This window comes from Pandoraea pnomenusa, assembly GCF_040391475.1.
In the GTDB taxonomy this organism is placed as follows: Bacteria; Pseudomonadota; Gammaproteobacteria; order Burkholderiales; family Burkholderiaceae; genus Pandoraea; species Pandoraea pnomenusa_C.
On the sequence record NZ_JBEBXS010000003.1, the window covers coordinates 225,562 to 242,752 of the forward strand.

A 17,191-nucleotide genomic window follows, 5' to 3' on the forward strand; every position below is an offset into this window, starting at 1 on the left:
GCGCCGTTCCTGTCGCCCTTCCCGCTTACGGTGCCAGCGCGATGACTTCCGCTACGGCCGCCGTGAGCTTCTTTGCATACGGCACGTGCAGGAACTCGTTCGGGCCATGCGCATTCGACTTCGGACCGAGCACGCCGCACACCATGAATTGCGCCGTCGGGAACCCTGCTTGCAGCGTGTTCATCAGCGGGATCGTGCCGCCCTGGCCGATGAACGCGACATCCGCACCATAGTGGCGTTGCGACGCCGTATTCAATGCCGACGCCAGCCACGGTGCCACCTCGGGAGCGTTCCAGCCGGACGCGGCACCCGCGTCGGGTTTGAACGTGACCTTGGCGTTGTACGGCGCATCGAGTTCGAGCAACGACTTGAGTTCGGCCACGGCCTTCGTCGCGTCGATGAGTGGCGGCAGGCGCAGCGACAGCTTGAACGCCGTGCGCGGACGCAACACGTTGCCCGCGTCGGCCAGCGCGGGCATGCCTGCCGCACCGGTCACCGACAACGACGGCCGCCACGTCGAATTGAGCAACGCTTCCTTCGGATCGGTGGTCGTCGGCAGCACCGACAGGCCGTCCTGACCGCAGGCCCACGGCATCTTCTTCCAGACGTCGTCGCCCAGAATGTGCGCCGTAGCTTCGGCTTCGGCAAGCCGCTGCAACGGAATCGGCGAGTGGAACCCCTTGGGCAGCACGTTGCCGCTGCCAGCGTCTTCCAGACGCTCGAACAACTGACGCATGATCCGGAAGCTCGACGGCGCGATGCCGCCATAGCCGCCAGAGTGAATGCCTTCGTCGAGCACCTGCACTTCGAGGCTGCCCGAGATGAGCCCGCGCAGCGAGGTCGTCAGCCATAGCTGATCGTAGTTGCCCGCGCCCGAATCGAGACAGACGACCAGCCCGACACGGCCCAGGCGCTCGCGTAGCGCATCGACGTACGGCAGCAGGTCGTAGCTGCCCGACTCTTCGCAGGTCTCGATGAGGCCGACGCAGCGCGGGCGCTCCACGCCTTGCGCGTCGAGCGCCGCCAGCGCCGTGAGGCTCGAGTAGATGGCATAACCATCGTCTGCGCCGCCGCGGCCGTAGAGCTTGCCGTCTTCGAGCTTGGGCGTCCACGGGCCGAGATCCTTGCGCCAGCCGTCGAACTCCGGCTGCTTGTCGAGGTGACCGTACAGCACGATGGTCTCGGTGCTCCCCGAACGCGTGGCCGGAGCTTCGAAGAAGATCACCGGCGTGCGCCCTTCCAGACGAATCACTTCGAGCGTCAGGCCCTTGACCCGCTGACGCTCGGCCCACTGGGCGGCGTCGCGCACCACGCGATCGATGTAGCCGTTGCGCGCCCAGTCGGCATCGAAGCCCGGGCTCTTGGCCGGCACGGCGATGTAGTCGGTCAGCGCGTGGAGGATTTCATCGTTCCATTTCCGTTCGACGAATTCGCGCAATGCCGCCGTGTCGAGCGACGGCTGAGTCGGGGTGACGATGTCGTTCATGGGGGAGTGTCCTTGGGGGAGATCCGGCGCGTTCGCCGCATGCGATGCCGGCGAGCCGTATGGCGTCATGATAGCCATTCCGGCGACGGCTGGCGACGGGAGGCCGCAGGCGCACGGCAGCGCGCCGCCCGGTGACGCCGCCATTTTTTTAGTAGTCGTCAGCTGCCGGTGCCGGGCGGCCCGAATCGGAAGACGATTTCCCCGGCAGCGCCCGTCGCTTTCACACACGCAGCGGACTGCGTGCCCTTCGCGGGCACGTCCAGTGTGTGTTCGGTATCGGCGGCGTTGCAGCGCCAATAGAACGTGACCGGACGTTCGCACTTGTTGGAGACCTCATAGCGATAGTGCGTGACATCGGCTGGCAGCGCACGCAGCACCCCGCAGGGCTGACCGGACGCGTCGAGCGGCTCCGTGGGCGCGGACAGGGTCTGCGCACCCGCCGTCGCGCTCGCCAGACAGGCGAGCGTCACCAGCAAGCCAGAGATCCCCGAACGATACGTGCCGATGCCGGCCATCAGATCCAGCGCCATGCGATGGCAATGGCCCCGATGGCAACGCCGATCGAGATCACCACACCAAACCATGCCAACTGCGCGCGCCGTGCCCGACGGCGACTGGATTCCGACGTGTCGTAGAAACGACCCAATCCGCCCGAGTAAAGCTTTTCCCAGCGAATTTCCATGGCGCACCTCACAAATCAATCAAACCGGCCCGCACAACTGATCTTTTCTTCTTTATCGAAAGTTTTGAGGCGCAAGACAATCCGGGCAAATCCGGGGCTGATTCCGACATGCGAAATTCCCGAAATTCCGACACCGCGCCTTCGCCTCAAGATCGCACTATTCTTTTGGAATTGCAATAGCGTGAACTCGTACGATGCAGCACCAAAGCCACGAGAGACCCCATCCACGACAATGGCTATTCGCGCACGCAACACGCTTTAGCGTATGCCAAACGCGTCTTTAATTCGAGGCGCCCCGCTTTCAATTCGACTTTAACGGTACGAGCCATTACGAAACCTATTTCGCGTGTAACAAAAGGTTTCAAAAACGCACGATCGTTCGTGCAGGTCAGCGTTCAAATCGAATGTTTGAAGTCAAGGAGGAAAGCCTGCAGCGGCGCCAGCAGCCGGCCGCTACCATGACGCAAGTCAGACCGACATTACGTCCACGAACAAGGGAATTTGCAGAAAGCAACGTGGCGCGGCAATCCGCCGGGGGCGGTGCCGCGCACGAAAAGGAAGATGGGTGACTTTAGCGTCCCAGGAAGGCCGCGCCGACAGACAGAAGTACGAAACCGCCGACGCTACAGGCGATCGCGATTGCCAAAAGGCGTTGAAAGAGCTGCTCGCGCTCAGTGGCGCTGCGATGGGAACGGGGTGCATCGTGATGAATCGTTCCCCAACCACTCGAATACACTTTTTTCCAACGGATGTGCATAAGTTACCTCGCGTTGTTTAGTGTTCGTAGCCTTGCCGGTCATCGATTCACGCTATCGGAATCGACGAGACGCAGGGCTAGTATGCGCCTTGTCCGGCAGCCGTAAACCCCCTATCCGTGCTGCGTCGCCGCATGCCAAATGCTTGATGCACAAGGAATTCGAGACGGAAATACGCCTTGAAGAAAACCGTCACCGTGACGTGATTCGAGATTTGTGACAGTACGTGTCAATGCGACAGAATGTCGCAGGTGCGACAAGTTGTCGCGCAACCCGCATGAAGTCTGACTTTGGGGAATTTTCCGGCTGCGACGAGCGCGGGGCTGTCACGGAACCGATGGCGTCTCGGACCTGCGCAACGCGCGCGTTCGACGCGAGGCAATGCCGGGGATTTCAGCGTTTCGTGCGCTGCAACATCGATTTTTCGAATTCCCGACAAATCTGGGGTAAATCCGGGGGCGTTGGCGCCCTCGCCCCCATCGCCGTCAAGATTCGAACGGGTTTTTGACCTGCCGGGCGGTCGTGCCCGACGCCACCGATGCATGCTCCGGTAACTCGCCGCTCGAAAGACTGGCCACGACGGCATCGAGGACCGCCTTGAGCGCCTGCGCCTGACGTAGGCCCTGCGCGTCGCGGCGAATCTCCAGATTGCCGAACAGGGCGATGCGGTCCGTATGGTTCTCGACGTTGAACTCGCCCAGCGCAAGCGCATCGGCCTCGTTGGCGAACGGGGTGAACGTGACGTTAACGGAAGACGAAGCGGTCATGGAAAGCTCCTGAATCGGGGGAAGTCAGTCACAAGTCGGAAAGCCTCGGTGGCACACGGCGTCCGGCAGGTCGCCGCGACACCGCTACCGCGCTCAGCGGATGATCGTACGCAAGAAGTCGAGCACCGTCTGCACTTCGCGGTACGACGGCACGTCCGGATCGCGCTTGCGCTTGCCGCCGCCAGCCGCCTTCGGCCTGGGCAGCGACATCACGGTGGACTTCACGCCCGGCGGCATTCCTGGGAAGAAGTCGATCCCGGCAATCTTCTCTAGCTCCGCCACGCTCACGACCGAATAGTCACCCGTCGCCTCGTTCGCGACAAGATAGGCCCCGGCCTGTTTGCGCTTCGGGTCGTAGACCACCTTGTACAACTGCGTAGGCACCATCACCCGACTGCCCACCTGGGTGATCGACTTGCCCTTGAAGAGCGGCCCCGTGATGACGAACAGTTCGCCCCGATCCTGCGCGAGCTTGCGCACGCTCGATTCGATGCCGGCCCACAGATAGCGGTTGTTCTCGCTATTCTGCGGCACCATGTTCGCCAGCGAAAAGCTCTGCGATTGCGCTTGCGCGTCGGGCATATCGGCCGAGGGCGCCATGTGCCCACGGTCGTAGCCCGAACGCACGTAGTCGCGCAATTCGGCTCGCTCGTCGGCCGGCAATCGGGATTCGGCATGGAAGTTGTTCACGCGCGAGATCTGTTTCGCGTCGCTCAGGTTGGCGCGCGTGAGATGCTCGGCCGACCACAGCGGTGTGCGCGTCACGCCCGAATGCATGACACCGAACGCGTCGAAACACACTTCGCGCGCGTTGCGTGTCATCGCGGTGTTGGTGATGTCGGGCGCGGTGCCGGACCAGTAGTGATTGCCACATGCGGACGCCGCAGCGTGCGCGTCCGCGGAAATCGTCAGGACGGTCGGGATGACCGCAAGAGAGACTGCCAACTGCCCGGCCATCGCGCGCAAGCCACCTGCGCGCACTGCGGTGACCGTCCATCGAGACTGCTTCATCGCACTGCTTGGGGTAAGACGTAAGGGGGTGCGATTGTAGCGGATGAACGGCTATTCGGGGGCGATGTTTCCCGCGCCGTAGGCTGCGCATTGCAGGGTTTGGGCCGGCCCGAGATTGCTGCATTCGTCCGCTTGCGCGCTCGGCAGCCACGCCTGCGCGAGAAAGAGCAGACACAGCATCAGCGCGAGCATGAGAAGCAGCGTTTTCATTGCGGCATCCGGATTGGGTTGCCGCATTGTATGCGCCAATGCCGCCGCGCAACCTGTCGGCGCGCCGCGGAATTGTTTCCTTTCGTTACCGGCTGACTTGCGCCGCCCCATGCGCGGCGCGCCAGGCTTTACGCACTAGGCACGTCGCCCCGCTGCGCAACGAGCGCCGCCAACGGTTCGTTCAATACGCCGTCGGCGCGCAGCCCTTCGACCACGCCAACGCGATCCGGCATCGCGCGATTCTGCGACATCTTGAATTTGCCCTCGATGCGACGAATCGGAATCTCCACACCGATGATGGCGCGCAGCATGCCGTCGATGAAGTCGGCGGGGGCATCTTCCACGGCCCAGGGCGCGGCGCGTCCCTGCTCCTGAGATTGCGTCAGGTCGCCGACGAGGCGTCGCAACCATGCGGCGTCGTCGATCACGCGCGGCTTGCCCCACGCATGCACCGCCGCGTAGTTCCACGTGGGCACCACCTTGCCGTGCTCGGCCTTCGCGGCATACCACGACGGCGTGATGTACCCCTGCGGCCCAGTGAACGCAACAAGGCAGTCCTCAACGCCCTGCAACGCCGCAACATGCGGATTGGCCCGCGCCAGATGCGCACGCAACGTACCCAACTCGCCCTCTTCCGGATACATCAGAAACGGGATCGAATCCGCGATCAGCCCCTGTGCCCCCGCGCTCACGAGCAGGCCGAGCGGATGTTGGCGAATGAGGTCGTGCAGCACCTCGGGGCGATCCTCGGTAAAGGCGGCAGGCTGATACATCGATGACTCCGGACGAAGGTGCCGAACTGACGGGACGGCGAGATGGAATAGCGCGTAGCGTACGGCCTCACGTGGCCCTCAGCAAAGGCCCAATATGAATGATTTTTTTGATACCACGCGCCTATTCCTGGGATGCGACCGAAACGGGCGCCCCATGTCGCCCGCCGGTTTGGCTGCCTGTCGTCGATATCCGGAAGATCAGAGGAACGACTTTGCCTGGCTGAGAATCTTGTCGCACACCTGGCGCGTGATCTGTTCCTTAAGCCCGCCGCCGTTCAGGTCGACGGTCTTGCCATCGGACGATGACAGCAAGCCCTTGGCGCCGTCGAGATAGCCCGGGCTGGCGGCCGGCGATCCGGATTGCGTACCGAGCTTGCCGAGCAGCTTGTCCTTGACGTCGGTGGCCGAGCTGAGATTTGCGCCGCTCAGATAGTTGTTCTTGACGCAAAACTCCAGCACGCCGGTGGCGTTACCGATACTTCCCGACGTCAGCGACCCGGCCGATGCCATCCCGCCGAGGCTGCCGAGCCCGCCCGAATTCCCGCCGCCGGAACTGCCGCCAACGGCGTTCTTGAGCATGTCGAGCTGTGCCTGTGCCGGCATGGGGGTTGCCAGCGCCAGCATGAGGGCGACACTCGCGCCCACCGTACCGGCCTTCGTCCATCCCTTGAAACCGGCATGTGCCGAACGTTCCGTGCATCGCGACATACGATCCTCCGTGATGTGAATGACGTGGGGTCAGGTCGATTCACTATAGCAGGACGTTTGTTACGGAACGATAAATTGCCCCTCGTTTCCGATATCGGAAACGGGGGACCCAGCCGATCAAAGCAGGGCTGCCACGGTGTCGTTCGTCTCGGGGACGATCACGCTGGCGTCGACACCGGCGTTTTCCTTGAGCAGGAAGACGAGATGATGACCGGCAAGCAACTCGATGCGACGATCACGTGCGAACTCTTCAACACCGTCGTCGAGGCCACCGGTCGTGATGAGCATGCCGCGCGCCGCACCGATCTGCTGCATTTCGGACAGGATGGCGCGGGCAGCGGCCAGGCCAAGACGCGCCGACGGATCCATGTCGCGATAGATGCGCACCACGACGTCGCCACCGAAGATGGGATGCGGGTCCCAGGCGCGGCACGTCAGCAAGCCCGCCTCGTCGCCGGGCAGCAGCGGCGGGCCTTCGAAGCCGTGCGAGCGCAGCAGGTGGAACATCACCTGCGTGAAGTCCTTGTCGGTGAGCGTCATCAGGTTGAAGCGGCGGTCCACGGCGACGTCGGCATCGGTGACGACTTGCGTCATGTCGACACCAGCAACGGGCGCGACAGGGACCAATGCTTCGGGTCGCTCCGAGACGCGAGCGCCCAGCGTGGACAGATGCGTCGCCGGGTCGCCTTCGGCCAGCGTAAGCGCGGCGAAATCGGCACGCGCCACATGTACGCTGGCCAGACACACGCGATTGTCACCATCGCCGGCGTACGCGTTGAATACGATCGCGTTCACATGACGCAGCGGATCGGCCGCAAACAACTCATGTAGCGAGCGCAACACGATCTGGCGCAGCGCGTTGCCATAAGCCTTCGCGCGGATCGTTTCGTTCGCGGGCACGCCGTGAATGGCACCTTCGGCTGTGTTGTAGCGATATTCGAGTGCGGCGGGCACGGCGGCGTCGAGCGACGGCACGTCGTAGCCGATGGCGAGCAGCTTGTGGTTCTCGACGTAATGAGCGGCGAGCGTCTGCGCAAACGCTGCGGGGTACGGGCTGCGGCTGAGCACGATGCGTGCGTAGCCGGTCACGGCGGCCGCCTCACCACGCAGCAGCGCGCCTTCGAAGTCGGCAACCGCCGCATTGTGGCGCGCGCTCTCGGCGCGGGCCGCTTCGGTGGCCTTTTGCTGCGCGATCTGGAGAATCATCGAGCCCTGGGTGCGACGGATCTTCGATGCCTCGTACTCACGCTCGGCATGCACGAACTCGCTGCGGGCCTTGGCCACCGCCTGTTCGTAGCGGCTCGATGCCCCTGGCATCGCAAGCGCCAGGCGCCCCGGCTTCTCGGGCGCAAACGTTTCCCATTCGGGCTTGGCCAGAATCTTGGGAAGATGACGGGTATCGAGAGCCGGCGGCGTATTGCTCGCCCTCAGGTCGGCAGGCGGAATGCGCAGGTCGCGCGCGAGACCGTCGGCCAGCAACCGCTCGAGACGTGCCATCTCGAGTTTGGCCAGCGCGCCCTGCGAGGCCGCCTCGGCCTGTCGCAATGCCAGTTCCAGCTTTTCACGGGCGGCCGGATCGGCGGCGGGTGCGTCGTCCAACGCGCGTCGCGCCTGATCTACGGCACGCACTTCTGCCAGCGAACGCGCTTGCGACTGGGCGTGCTGCTGCTCGCGCGTGTGTGCGGCGCGCCAGAATTCCCGCGCCTGACGATCGATGATGCTTTCGAATCCCCGGTTCACTACTGCCCCCGCATGCGATTTTGGTTTTGTTTTTCCAAGCAAACTTCCACACCTGAGTCTGTCGTGCCTCTGAACCGCCAGCGCGCCGATGTCGCCCCGTTGTGACCGGACAGTATCCGACATTTGCGTAGGGGACGATTGTAGGACGATGGCACCTCAACCCGCAAAGAATTCTTTCCTATGCTTTCCGTCCGAGCATGTCACAGGTGCAACGGTCGCACCCTGATCGTCATCAAATCGCCACGACGGCAGCGCAGGCTCGAGCCTCCTTGTAGACTTCGCATCATGACCGATATCGCCTCGAATCCCACGCCGCCGCCGGCCGCGACCGCCCCACCCTCGCCGACCTGCCTGCGGACTGCCTGGAGCTGCGTCGCGGCTTGCCTGCTCTTCGCGGTGATTGCGATTCCCTGGATCGACCGACCGGTCGTGGACGTAGCGCACCTGCACACGCAGGGCACGCCGTGGATTGCCCATGTGGCCGAGTTGCCCTCGGCGCTGTTCGTGCTGGCGTGGCCCGTGTTCGCCGTGTTTGGCGTTGCGCTCGTCTGGCGGCGCCAGCTCCCGGCGTGGGCCACGACGCTCTGGCTCGCGGGCGGCGCGGTCGGCGTGGGCAGCGTACTCAAGCAGGGCCTGAAGTTCGTCTTCGGACGCACCTGGCCCGCGACCTGGATCCACAACAATCCGTCTTATCTTCATGATGGCGTATTCACTTTCCGACTCTTCGGCGGCGACGGTTCGGCCTACGCATCGTTTCCGTCGGGCCACCTGACCGTCATGCTCGCGTTTGCCACGGTCGTCTCGCTGCGGCACCGCCGGCTCCGATGGCCGTGCGCCGTCGCCGTCGCGCTCACCGGATTCGGCCAGATCGCCGCCGCCTATCACTGGGTGAGCGATGTGTTTGCCGGTGCTGCGCTCGGCATTGCCGTAGGCACGGCCTTCGTCACCGCGTGGCAGCGTTGGGGCGAAGACCGCAGTGTGCGCGCCGGCGTTTGAATGGCCAACGAGGCGCTGATGGCCTCGGGCGTACACGGCGTGCGCCAATGGGGTGCGTGTCGGGAGACACCTTTGGGACGTGAGCAAACGGGACGCAAATCGATGCCAGCGACCCGCGATATCCCCGCATAATGGCGGATTGCTCCAGCGCACGGGCTTCACCGTGCGCCGTCCGCTCCATGACTGTCGATCCTCTGATTCCCCTGATTGCCGGCGCCTGCGTCGGCGGATTCGTCCAAGGTCTGTCCGGCTTTGCGTTCAGCCTCGTCGCGCTGTCCTTCTGGGCATGGTCGCTGCCGCCCACGCTGGCCGGCCCACTCGCCGCCTTCTGCTCGCTCGTCGGCCAGTTGCTGGCGCTGCGCGCTGCGCGCCGCGCCGTGCCGCTCGACCGACTCGCGCCGTTCATTCTGTGCGGCCTCGTGGGCGTGCCGGTCGGTGTGTGGATCCTGCGCTACCTCGACCCCGTCTGGTTCCGCGCGGGCATCGGCGCAGTGCTCGTCATCTACTGCCCGATCCTGCTGTTCGCCGCCCGCCTGCCGCGTATCCGCCACGGCGGACGCACTGCCGACGGCGCCGTCGGTTTCATCGGCGGTGTCATGGGCGGCATCGGCGGACTGGTCGGGGTCGTGCCGACGCTGTGGTGCACGTTGCGCGGCTGGGACAAGGACATGCAGCGCGCCGTGATGCAGATCTTCTTCATTGCGATGCACACGCTCACCGTCACGCTGTATGCGGTGCATGGCGTCATCACGACCCAGACACTGCACATGTTCGCGATTGCCGTGCCGGCGATGATTCTGCCAACGCTTGCGGGCGCATGGGCCTACAAATTTCTCTCCGATCACACCTTCCGTCGCATGGTGCTGGCGTTGCTCGCCTGCTCGGGCGTGACGCTGCTCGTGGGCACGGTGCCTGAGCTGCTCGCGCGATAAGGACGACCACCACCGCCGTCACCGCAAACAAGCATCAGGCGGCGGCGTTACGATGAGCGTACCGCTGCTTCGCACCGGGTTCGCCCCCGTCGCCCGCCATGTCTGCCGTTGCCTCGTTCCTCGATCGTGCCGCCGCAGGCAATGCGCTGGCCGAAGCCCTCGCCGCTCACGACCTGCTCACGCGTTGTGCGCCGCCGCTGGTGTTGGCGATTCCGCGCGGCGGCGTGCCGGTCGCACTGCCCATCGCACGGCAACTGAACGGCACGCTCGACGTGTTGCTCGCGCACAAGCTGCGCGCGCCACATCAGACGGAGCTGGCCGTGGGCGCCGTCGACGAATTTGGCGGGATCTTCCTCGCCGATCACGCCCTCTCGCTCGGCGCCACGGGCACTTACCTCTCGCACGAAACCGCACGACAACGCGCGCTCATTCAGCAGCGCAGGCAGGCGTACACGCCGGGGCGTGGTGCGCCGCACGTGCAGGGCCGCCCGGTGGTCGTGGTCGACGACGGCATCGCCACCGGCGCGACGATGATCGCCGCGTTGCGGGCCATGCGACGACTGGGTGCCACACCGCTGATCGCGTGTGCGCCAGTGGGCGCGCGCGATGCGATCGCCCGGCTGGCGAGCCTGGCAGACGCCGTCGTTTGCCTCGAAACCCCTCAGCCGTTTTATGCGGTGAGCGTGGCGTACAACGACTTCGTCCAGACTGACGACGCGACGGTGATCGCATTGCTTGCGATGGCCGCCGACCGTCCATAGGCAACCGCAGGCCGACAGGACCGCCCGGGGCCGTAGCGGCGCACCCCGCGATTGCACTACACTTGAGCCTGCCGTGTGCAACGCCCCACGAAGCGAGTCAGAGGGCGAACGCACTGCCTGCGCCGCCTCTTGCCCCTCAGTTTCGACGGAGCCTGTGATGACGACGTCCCTGATTCTCAACGTGATCGGCCCGGACCGCCCTGGCCTGGTCAATGCGATCGCCGATCGCGCCACCGCCGCCGGCGCCAACTGGTTGGAAAGCCGTCTCGCCAATCTGGCCGGGCAATTCGCCGGCATCATCCATCTGCAAGTCCCCGATGAAAACGCCGTGGCGCTCACGCAGGCCCTGCACGCGCTCGAGACGCACGGCCTGAAGATCGGCGTCACGCACGCGCAAAGCGCCGCCGCAGATCCGGCGGCCCGCACGCTTCAGCTCGATCTCGTCGGACAGGACCATCCGGGCATCGTCAAGGAGATCTCGCACGTGCTGTTCGCGCGTGGGATCAGCATCGACGAGCTCGCCACCGAATGTGTCGAAGGGTCGATGTCGGGCGGCACGCTGTTTCGCGCTACCGCCCGCCTGCACGTGCCCGCATCCGTGAGCACGGCGTCGTTGCGCGAAACCCTCGAAAGCCTGGCCGACGACCTCATGGTCGATGTCGAACTCGATTCCCCTGCCGGTGCGTGAGCGCACATCGATGAAGCGAGCCTTCCTGTTCGTCCTCGGGGCGGTGGCCGTTGTCGCCCTGCTCTCCTTGCTCCCCCTGCCCTTCGAGCGTCAGACGCATGTCGTGAACACGGTCACGTTGCGTGCGCCGCCGCAGGCCGTCTACGACTTCGTGACCACGCCCGCGAACTGGCCGAAGTGGCATCCCGCGTCGCTCTCGGTGCAGGGCATGACGGACCATCCGCTGAAGGTGGGTGAGGAAGTGGCCGAGGAATTCCGGCTCGCGGGCCGGCACGGCATTCTGCACTGGACGGTCGTCGAGGCGAATCCGCCGTACGAGTGGCGCATCGAGGGCGAGGTCAACCGACGTCCGTCGGGAGAAGTGCGATACCGGATCTCCCCCGACGGGACCGGCACCCGCTTCGAGCGCGATTTCGTCTATCGCACGCCGAACCTGCTGTTCCTGCTGCTCGACCCGATCTTCATCGGGCCGCGCGTGCGCGCGGAGTCGGCGCAAGGCGCCAGACAACTCGAACAGATTTTCCTGGCGCTCGCGCCGCCCGTTCCCGAGCCGGGATCGATCCCGGGCGCCGGGGACAATGCGGCCAGCGCCGTGCCGGCGCAATCGGCGCACCCCGCGCAACCCGCGCAGTAAGCGCCCCACGCGACCCGAGGCCCCCGATCACTCGTTGAACGTGGCCCCCATCGTCTCGGCGGCGGCTTGCAGATCCGGCAGGAACGTCATGAGCTTTTCCAGCGTGCAATGCTGTGCGCTGGCCTGCACGGCGATGGCCGCACACGCTCGATTGCGATCGAGCATCACCGGCACCGCCACGGCGATCATGCCCGGCACATGCTCCTCGTTATTCGTTCCCACGCGACGCTTGCGCGTCTCAGTCAATTCCTCGCGCAGATCTTCCAGGTCGGTGATGGTGTTCTCCGCACGAGGACGCAGCGGCAGGTGAGCGATCAACTTCTCGCGACGCGCCCGCGGCAAAAACGCCAGCAGCAGCTTGCCGCTCGCCGTGCAATGCAACGGCACGCGCGAGCCGGGCGAGAGTTTCAACTGACGCGACCAGTCGGTCTCGATCCGGTCGAGATAGACGAGGTCGTCGCCGGAGAGCATCGACAGGTTGCAGGTCTCGCCGAACTTGTCGACCAGTTGCTGAAGAATGCCGTGACGTGCCGCCGCCGGGCCCACATGCATCAGCGCATTGACGGCCATCGCCCGCACACGCGACGACGGTTCGTAATGCCGGCTGCCGGCTTCGCGAGTGACGAGCCAGGCTGCCTCGAGCTGCTTGAGAATGCGGTGTACGGTTTGCTTGGGCAAACCGATCGCGGCGACGATTTCCGCCAGCGTCATGGGTGCGCCGGAAGCACTGAGGATTTCAAGAATGCGAAATGCGCGGACGGCCGCGGCGTTCGACTGATTGCTCATGTCGGTTGGGTCTCGGGGTCGAGTTGTGTTCTAGGTCGTTATCGCTCGCGGCGGTCTCCCTTCTGCCCTGCGTCGACACGCCTTCGCCCCAGCCCGCTACCAAGCCACCAAGCTGCCACGTCGTCGCGCCGTCGCGCCGCGACGTCCCGTTTTCCGCATTCTAGTGCCAATCACCCATCTCTGACGATTCGAGACAAACCCGGAGATATTCGGAATACCAGATACGACTCGACGGAAATGAAAAAGGGACCGGGGGCGCAGCCGCCGCCCGGTCCCACGATCATTCGCTGACCTTCCGTCTCGTTATCCGCTATCGAGACGGAGGTTGCGCCCGGCTCAGGCCTTGCCCGACAACACGCGCAGACGGTGGATCAGGCTCGACGTATCCCAGCGCGAACCACCCAGCGCCTGAACATCGCCATAAAACTGGTCGACGAGCGCCGTGACCGGCAGCGATGCCCCGGCGCGCTGCGCTTCGGCCAGACACAGCCCCAGATCCTTGCGCATCCAGTCGACGGCGAAGCCGAAGTCGTACTTGCCGTCGATCATCGTCGGGCCACGGTTGTCCATTTGCCAGCTGGCGGCCGCGCCCTTGTTGATGACGTCGAGCACAAGCGGCATGTCCAGACCGGCGCGCTGACCGAAGTTGATGGCCTCGGCCAATCCCTGCACCAGTCCGGCGATACAGATCTGGTTGACCATCTTGGCAAGCTGACCGGCGCCGGATTCACCGATGCGCGTGACCGCGCGCCCGTAGGCGCCCAGCGTGGCCGCGACCCGATCGAATGCCGGGGCGTCGCCGCCGCACATGATCGTGAGTACGCCGTTCTTGGCACCGGCTTCGCCACCGGACACCGGGGCGTCGACGAAATGCAGGCCCTGTTGACGCGCTGCAGCATACAGTTCGCGCGCCACATCGGCGGAGGCCGTCGTGTGATCGACGAAGACGGCGTCGGGCTTCATGCCGGCGAAGGCCCCCTGCTCGCCCAGCACGATGCTGCGCAGGTCGTCGTCGTTACCGACACAGGCCGCGACGATATCGGCGTCGCGCACCGCTTCGGCCGGGGTCGCCGCATGCGCGCCGCCGTACGTCTTGGCCCACTGCTCCGCCTTGGCTGCCGTGCGGTTATAGACCGTGACCTGATGACCGGCGCGCTGCAGATGACCGGCCATGGGGTATCCCATTACGCCCAGTCCCAAAAAGGCGACGCGCAGGGGAGATGCTTGCGATGAAGAGGAAGTCAATTCAGGGGCCTCGCAGGTTGATTCGCTAACAGGAACCTGTCCGGGCACGAAGCCGGCATGAAGCCGGCATGCGCACCGGGCGGTCCCATCTGATTACAGGGGGCTTGCGAGCCATCATTATAAGGACGCCCCACGGGCGCGCGCCAGCGCCACGGCCCCGTCATACGGGACGTTCGGGCAATTTCGCCCCAGTTTGGTGCGCACCAGAGCGGGGGAAAATCGTCCATTAATCCTTCGTAAACAGGGCCCGATCGTGCTCGTTTGAAAAATTCTGTTTCCGTGACTGGCGTTGGTGCCCGGTTCCGATACAATGCGCGGCATGGCTGATTTTGATACCTGTTGGTCAATTCGCGTTTACTACGAGGACACGGACGCCGGAGGCGTTGTCTTCTACGCCAACTATCTGAAATTCTTCGAACGGGCCCGTACCGAGTGGCTGCGTTCGCTTGGTATCGAGCAACTCGAACTGGCCCGCAATACCGGCATGATCTTTATTGTGCGCGCCACGGCACTCGACTACCTGAGCCCTGCCCGGCTCGACGATCTCGTTGTCATCAAGAGCCGCATCGAACGCCTGGGTGGCGCGTCGGTCGACTTCCTCCAGGAAGCCTGGCGCGATGCGCCGGACGGCAGCAGCGAACTGTTGGCGCGCGGCAGCATCAAAGTTGGCTGCGTGAGCGCCGACAAACTGCGCCCCGGCAAGATTCCGGCGCACGTGCGTCTCGCCATGCAATCGGCTTCAACGGCCGCACAGGCCGCCGCGAGCGAATCCGCCCGCGAGGGACGATAAGAATTCCGGTCATTCAATAACCACACCATGCCCGATCAAGACCTTTCCATCATTTCGCTGGTCATGCACGCCAGCGTGCTCGCCCAGGCTGTCATGGGCCTGCTGCTGTTGCTCTCGCTGCTCTCGTGGACGCATATCTTCCGCAAGATCTTCGCGATCCGCCGCGCACGCACCCAGACCGAACGCTTCGAGCGCGACTTCTGGTCCGGCGGCGATCTTCAGGCGCTGTATCAAAGCGCGCTGAACAACCGTCACCAGACGGGCGCCCTGGAACGCATCTTCGAATCGGGCATGCGCGAATACATCAAGGCGAGCGAGAAAGGGCTGAACGATCCGCACGCCATTCTGGACGGTGCACGCCGTGCCATGCGCGCTTGCTATCAACGTGAAATGGACTCGCTCGAAGCCAACCTGCCGTTCCTCGCATCGGTCGGTTCGGTGAGCCCGTACATTGGTCTGTTCGGTACCGTGTGGGGTATCATGAACGCATTCCGCGGCCTCTCAAATGTGCAGCAAGCCACGCTCGCCAACGTGGCCCCGGGCATTGCGGAAGCGCTGGTGGCCACCGCCATCGGTCTGTTTGCCGCCATCCCTGCCGTGGTTGCCTATAACCGCTTCGCCACCGACATCGACCGGCTGTCGATCCGCTTCGAAAGCTTCATCGAAGAGTTCTCCAACATCCTGCAACGGCAGATTCACTAAGCACTCCGGGAGCGCCGAGACATGGCAGGTTCTATGCGCAACGCTCGCCGCGGCCGTCGCGCCATGGCGGACATCAATGTCGTGCCGTACATCGACGTGATGTTGGTGCTGCTCGTCATCTTCATGGTGGCCGCCCCGCTGGTGGCGCCGTCGATCGTCAATTTGCCGAGCGTGGCCAACGCGAGCCCGCAGCAGCAAACGCCGCCGGTGGTCGTCAACATCGAAGCGGACAACCGCATGCTGGTGCGCTACAAGGATGGTGAGAACACCATCGAGCAGCGCATGAGCGCCGGCGATCTGACCGGATTCCTGCAAGGCCGCCAGGCCGCGAATCCGGACCAGCCGGTCGTCATTGCCGCCGACAAGTCGGTGCGCTATGAAATCGTCATGAACGTGATGTCCGATCTCAAGGCCCAGGGCGTCAAGCGCGTGGGCCTGCTCGTCAAGCAGAAATGAGCCGCACCGTAGCCCGCTCCGACCGTCCCATTGGTCCGCGCAAGGATGAGCGCGGCACGGGACGGGCATTCCTTCTCGCGCTGCTCATGCACGCGCTGCTGTTCGCATTGCTGTTCTACGGCATGCGCTGGCAGAACAGTTCGCCCGCCGGGTCCGAAGCCGAGTTGTGGACACCGACGGAAGTCGCCGAGCCGACGCCGCGCGTGGTGACGCCGCCGCCGACCCCGGCACCGCCTGCGGTCGCCGCGCCCACGCCGCCGGAAGAGGATGCCGACATCGCCCTGCAGCAGAAGAAGCGCAAGCAGGAGCAGCAGGCGGCCGAACAGGCGCGTCTGCTCGAGGCACAGCAGGAGAAGGCACGCCAGGAAGCGCTCAAGCAAAAGCAACTGGCCGAGCAACAGGCGGCTGCCGAGCTCGCGCGCAAGAAGGCCGCCGCGGACGAAGCCGCGCGGCAACAGAAGCTGGCCGATCAGAAGAAGGCGGACGACCTCAAGCATCAGAAGGAAGAAGATGCCAGGAAGGCCGAACAACTGAAGCAGCAGCAACTGGCCGACGCCCAGAAAAAGGCGGATGCCGAGAAGAAGGCTGCCGAAGACAAGGCGGCGAAGGCCAAGGCAGCGAAGGAAGCTGCGGCGCAGAAGGCGGCCGATGCGGCGCGCAACGAGCGTCTCGCCTCGCTGCGCGGCATGGCCGGCGGCACGCCGGGCGCCACCGGCAACGGTCTTGGCTCGCAGGCAGGCGGCACCGGCTCCGGCGCAGGCGGCACTGCCTCGGCGGGCTACGCCGACCGGGTGCGTGCCAAGGTCAAACCGAATATTGCTTATGGCGGCGACACCGAGGGCAATCCCACGGCAGTCGTTGCAGTACGCCTCGCCCCGGACGGCAGCGTACTTTCGATGCAGCTGGTCAAATCGAGCGGCAATCCCGCCTGGGACGCCGCCGTGCAGGCCGCCATCACCAAGTCCGATCCCTTGCCGCGCGACACGAACGGCAAAGCCCCCCCGAGCGTCAACCTTCGCTTCAGCCCGAAAGGCTGAGTCTGTTGTCAAACGGGAACGAAAACCGAGCG

General features: G+C 64.6%; 20 protein-coding genes. 9 read left to right on the forward strand and 11 right to left on the reverse strand.

Going from position 1 to position 17,191, the window contains the following annotated elements; all coding sequences use genetic code 11:
* Nucleotides 1-25 precede the first annotated feature (25 nt).
* The 9 genes from ABWO90_RS05190 to ABWO90_RS05230 form a co-directional block, all read right to left on the reverse strand.
* A complete protein-coding gene (locus ABWO90_RS05190; protein ID WP_353190132.1) occupies nucleotides 26-1,486 on the reverse strand; it encodes a M20 family metallopeptidase in 1,461 nt (486 codons plus the stop codon).
* Nucleotides 1,487-1,644: 158 nt separating this feature from the next.
* Nucleotides 1,645-2,016, reverse strand: a complete 372-nt coding sequence (locus tag ABWO90_RS05195; protein WP_353190133.1) for a hypothetical protein — start codon at nucleotides 2,014-2,016, stop codon at nucleotides 1,645-1,647.
* Complete coding sequence (locus ABWO90_RS05200; protein ID WP_157112269.1) at nucleotides 2,001-2,168, reverse strand: hypothetical protein; 168 nt, start codon at nucleotides 2,166-2,168, stop codon at nucleotides 2,001-2,003. Before ABWO90_RS05200 ends, ABWO90_RS05195 begins: the two co-directional genes overlap by 16 nt.
* A gap of 1,240 nt (nucleotides 2,169-3,408) precedes the next feature.
* Nucleotides 3,409-3,690 carry a hypothetical protein gene (locus ABWO90_RS05205; RefSeq protein WP_353190134.1) on the reverse strand — a complete coding sequence of 94 codons (282 nt, stop codon included), beginning with the start codon at nucleotides 3,688-3,690 and terminating at the stop codon, nucleotides 3,409-3,411.
* 93 nt (nucleotides 3,691-3,783) lie between these two features.
* Entirely contained in the window at nucleotides 3,784-4,701 is a 918-nt protein-coding gene (locus ABWO90_RS05210) for a DNA/RNA non-specific endonuclease (RefSeq protein ID WP_353190135.1), read from the reverse strand.
* A 51-nt stretch (nucleotides 4,702-4,752) separates the two neighbouring features.
* Nucleotides 4,753-4,911, reverse strand: a complete 159-nt coding sequence (locus tag ABWO90_RS05215) for a hypothetical protein (protein ID WP_353190136.1) — start codon at nucleotides 4,909-4,911, stop codon at nucleotides 4,753-4,755.
* A 128-nt stretch (nucleotides 4,912-5,039) separates the two neighbouring features.
* Complete coding sequence (locus ABWO90_RS05220) at nucleotides 5,040-5,684, reverse strand: FMN-binding negative transcriptional regulator (protein WP_353190137.1); 645 nt, start codon at nucleotides 5,682-5,684, stop codon at nucleotides 5,040-5,042.
* Between the two features lie 198 nt (nucleotides 5,685-5,882).
* Nucleotides 5,883-6,392: a YjjA family protein gene (locus tag ABWO90_RS05225; RefSeq protein ID WP_502922544.1), complete on the reverse strand. Its 510-nt coding sequence runs from the start codon at nucleotides 6,390-6,392 to the stop codon at nucleotides 5,883-5,885.
* A 117-nt stretch (nucleotides 6,393-6,509) separates the two neighbouring features.
* Nucleotides 6,510-8,132 carry a restriction endonuclease gene (locus ABWO90_RS05230; RefSeq protein WP_353190138.1) on the reverse strand — a complete coding sequence of 541 codons (1,623 nt, stop codon included), beginning with the start codon at nucleotides 8,130-8,132 and terminating at the stop codon, nucleotides 6,510-6,512.
* 285 nt (nucleotides 8,133-8,417) lie between these two features.
* Here ABWO90_RS05230 and ABWO90_RS05235 point away from each other — a divergent pair, with 285 nt between their 5' ends.
* From ABWO90_RS05235 to ABWO90_RS05255, 5 genes are all read left to right on the forward strand, one after another.
* Nucleotides 8,418-9,128 carry a phosphatase PAP2 family protein gene (locus tag ABWO90_RS05235; RefSeq protein WP_353190139.1) on the forward strand — a complete coding sequence of 237 codons (711 nt, stop codon included), beginning with the start codon at nucleotides 8,418-8,420 and terminating at the stop codon, nucleotides 9,126-9,128.
* A gap of 179 nt (nucleotides 9,129-9,307) precedes the next feature.
* Entirely contained in the window at nucleotides 9,308-10,060 is a 753-nt protein-coding gene (locus tag ABWO90_RS05240; RefSeq protein ID WP_353190140.1) for a sulfite exporter TauE/SafE family protein, read from the forward strand.
* 98 nt (nucleotides 10,061-10,158) lie between these two features.
* A complete protein-coding gene (locus ABWO90_RS05245) occupies nucleotides 10,159-10,821 on the forward strand; it encodes a phosphoribosyltransferase (protein ID WP_353190141.1) in 663 nt (220 codons plus the stop codon).
* A gap of 157 nt (nucleotides 10,822-10,978) precedes the next feature.
* Complete coding sequence (locus ABWO90_RS05250; RefSeq protein ID WP_353190142.1) at nucleotides 10,979-11,509, forward strand: glycine cleavage system transcriptional repressor; 531 nt, start codon at nucleotides 10,979-10,981, stop codon at nucleotides 11,507-11,509.
* A complete protein-coding gene (locus tag ABWO90_RS05255) occupies nucleotides 11,478-12,143 on the forward strand; it encodes an SRPBCC family protein (RefSeq protein ID WP_353190143.1) in 666 nt (221 codons plus the stop codon). The genes ABWO90_RS05250 and ABWO90_RS05255 overlap by 32 nt, the downstream gene beginning before the upstream one ends.
* A gap of 27 nt (nucleotides 12,144-12,170) precedes the next feature.
* On the opposite strand, the gene ABWO90_RS05260 is transcribed toward ABWO90_RS05255, so the two are convergent.
* Together ABWO90_RS05260 and ABWO90_RS05265 are read right to left on the reverse strand one after the other, a co-directional pair.
* Nucleotides 12,171-12,929: an IclR family transcriptional regulator gene (locus ABWO90_RS05260; RefSeq protein ID WP_353190144.1), complete on the reverse strand. Its 759-nt coding sequence runs from the start codon at nucleotides 12,927-12,929 to the stop codon at nucleotides 12,171-12,173.
* A 336-nt stretch (nucleotides 12,930-13,265) separates the two neighbouring features.
* Complete coding sequence (locus ABWO90_RS05265) at nucleotides 13,266-14,174, reverse strand: NAD(P)-dependent oxidoreductase (protein WP_353190145.1); 909 nt, start codon at nucleotides 14,172-14,174, stop codon at nucleotides 13,266-13,268.
* A gap of 310 nt (nucleotides 14,175-14,484) precedes the next feature.
* Between ABWO90_RS05265 and ybgC the strand changes: the two genes are divergently transcribed.
* Genes ybgC through tolA form a run of 4 tightly spaced genes read left to right on the forward strand, consistent with a single transcriptional unit; the run spans nucleotide 14,485 to nucleotide 17,159 of the window.
* Nucleotides 14,485-14,964: a tol-pal system-associated acyl-CoA thioesterase gene (gene ybgC, locus ABWO90_RS05270; RefSeq protein WP_353190146.1), complete on the forward strand. Its 480-nt coding sequence runs from the start codon at nucleotides 14,485-14,487 to the stop codon at nucleotides 14,962-14,964.
* Between the two features lie 27 nt (nucleotides 14,965-14,991).
* Entirely contained in the window at nucleotides 14,992-15,666 is a 675-nt protein-coding gene (tolQ, locus tag ABWO90_RS05275; protein ID WP_023596825.1) for a protein TolQ, read from the forward strand.
* A 21-nt stretch (nucleotides 15,667-15,687) separates the two neighbouring features.
* Entirely contained in the window at nucleotides 15,688-16,122 is a 435-nt protein-coding gene (tolR, locus tag ABWO90_RS05280; protein WP_046291400.1) for a protein TolR, read from the forward strand.
* Nucleotides 16,119-17,159: a cell envelope integrity protein TolA gene (gene tolA / locus ABWO90_RS05285; RefSeq protein ID WP_353190147.1), complete on the forward strand. Its 1,041-nt coding sequence runs from the start codon at nucleotides 16,119-16,121 to the stop codon at nucleotides 17,157-17,159. Before tolR ends, tolA begins: the two co-directional genes overlap by 4 nt.
* Nucleotides 17,160-17,191: the final 32 nt, after the last annotated feature.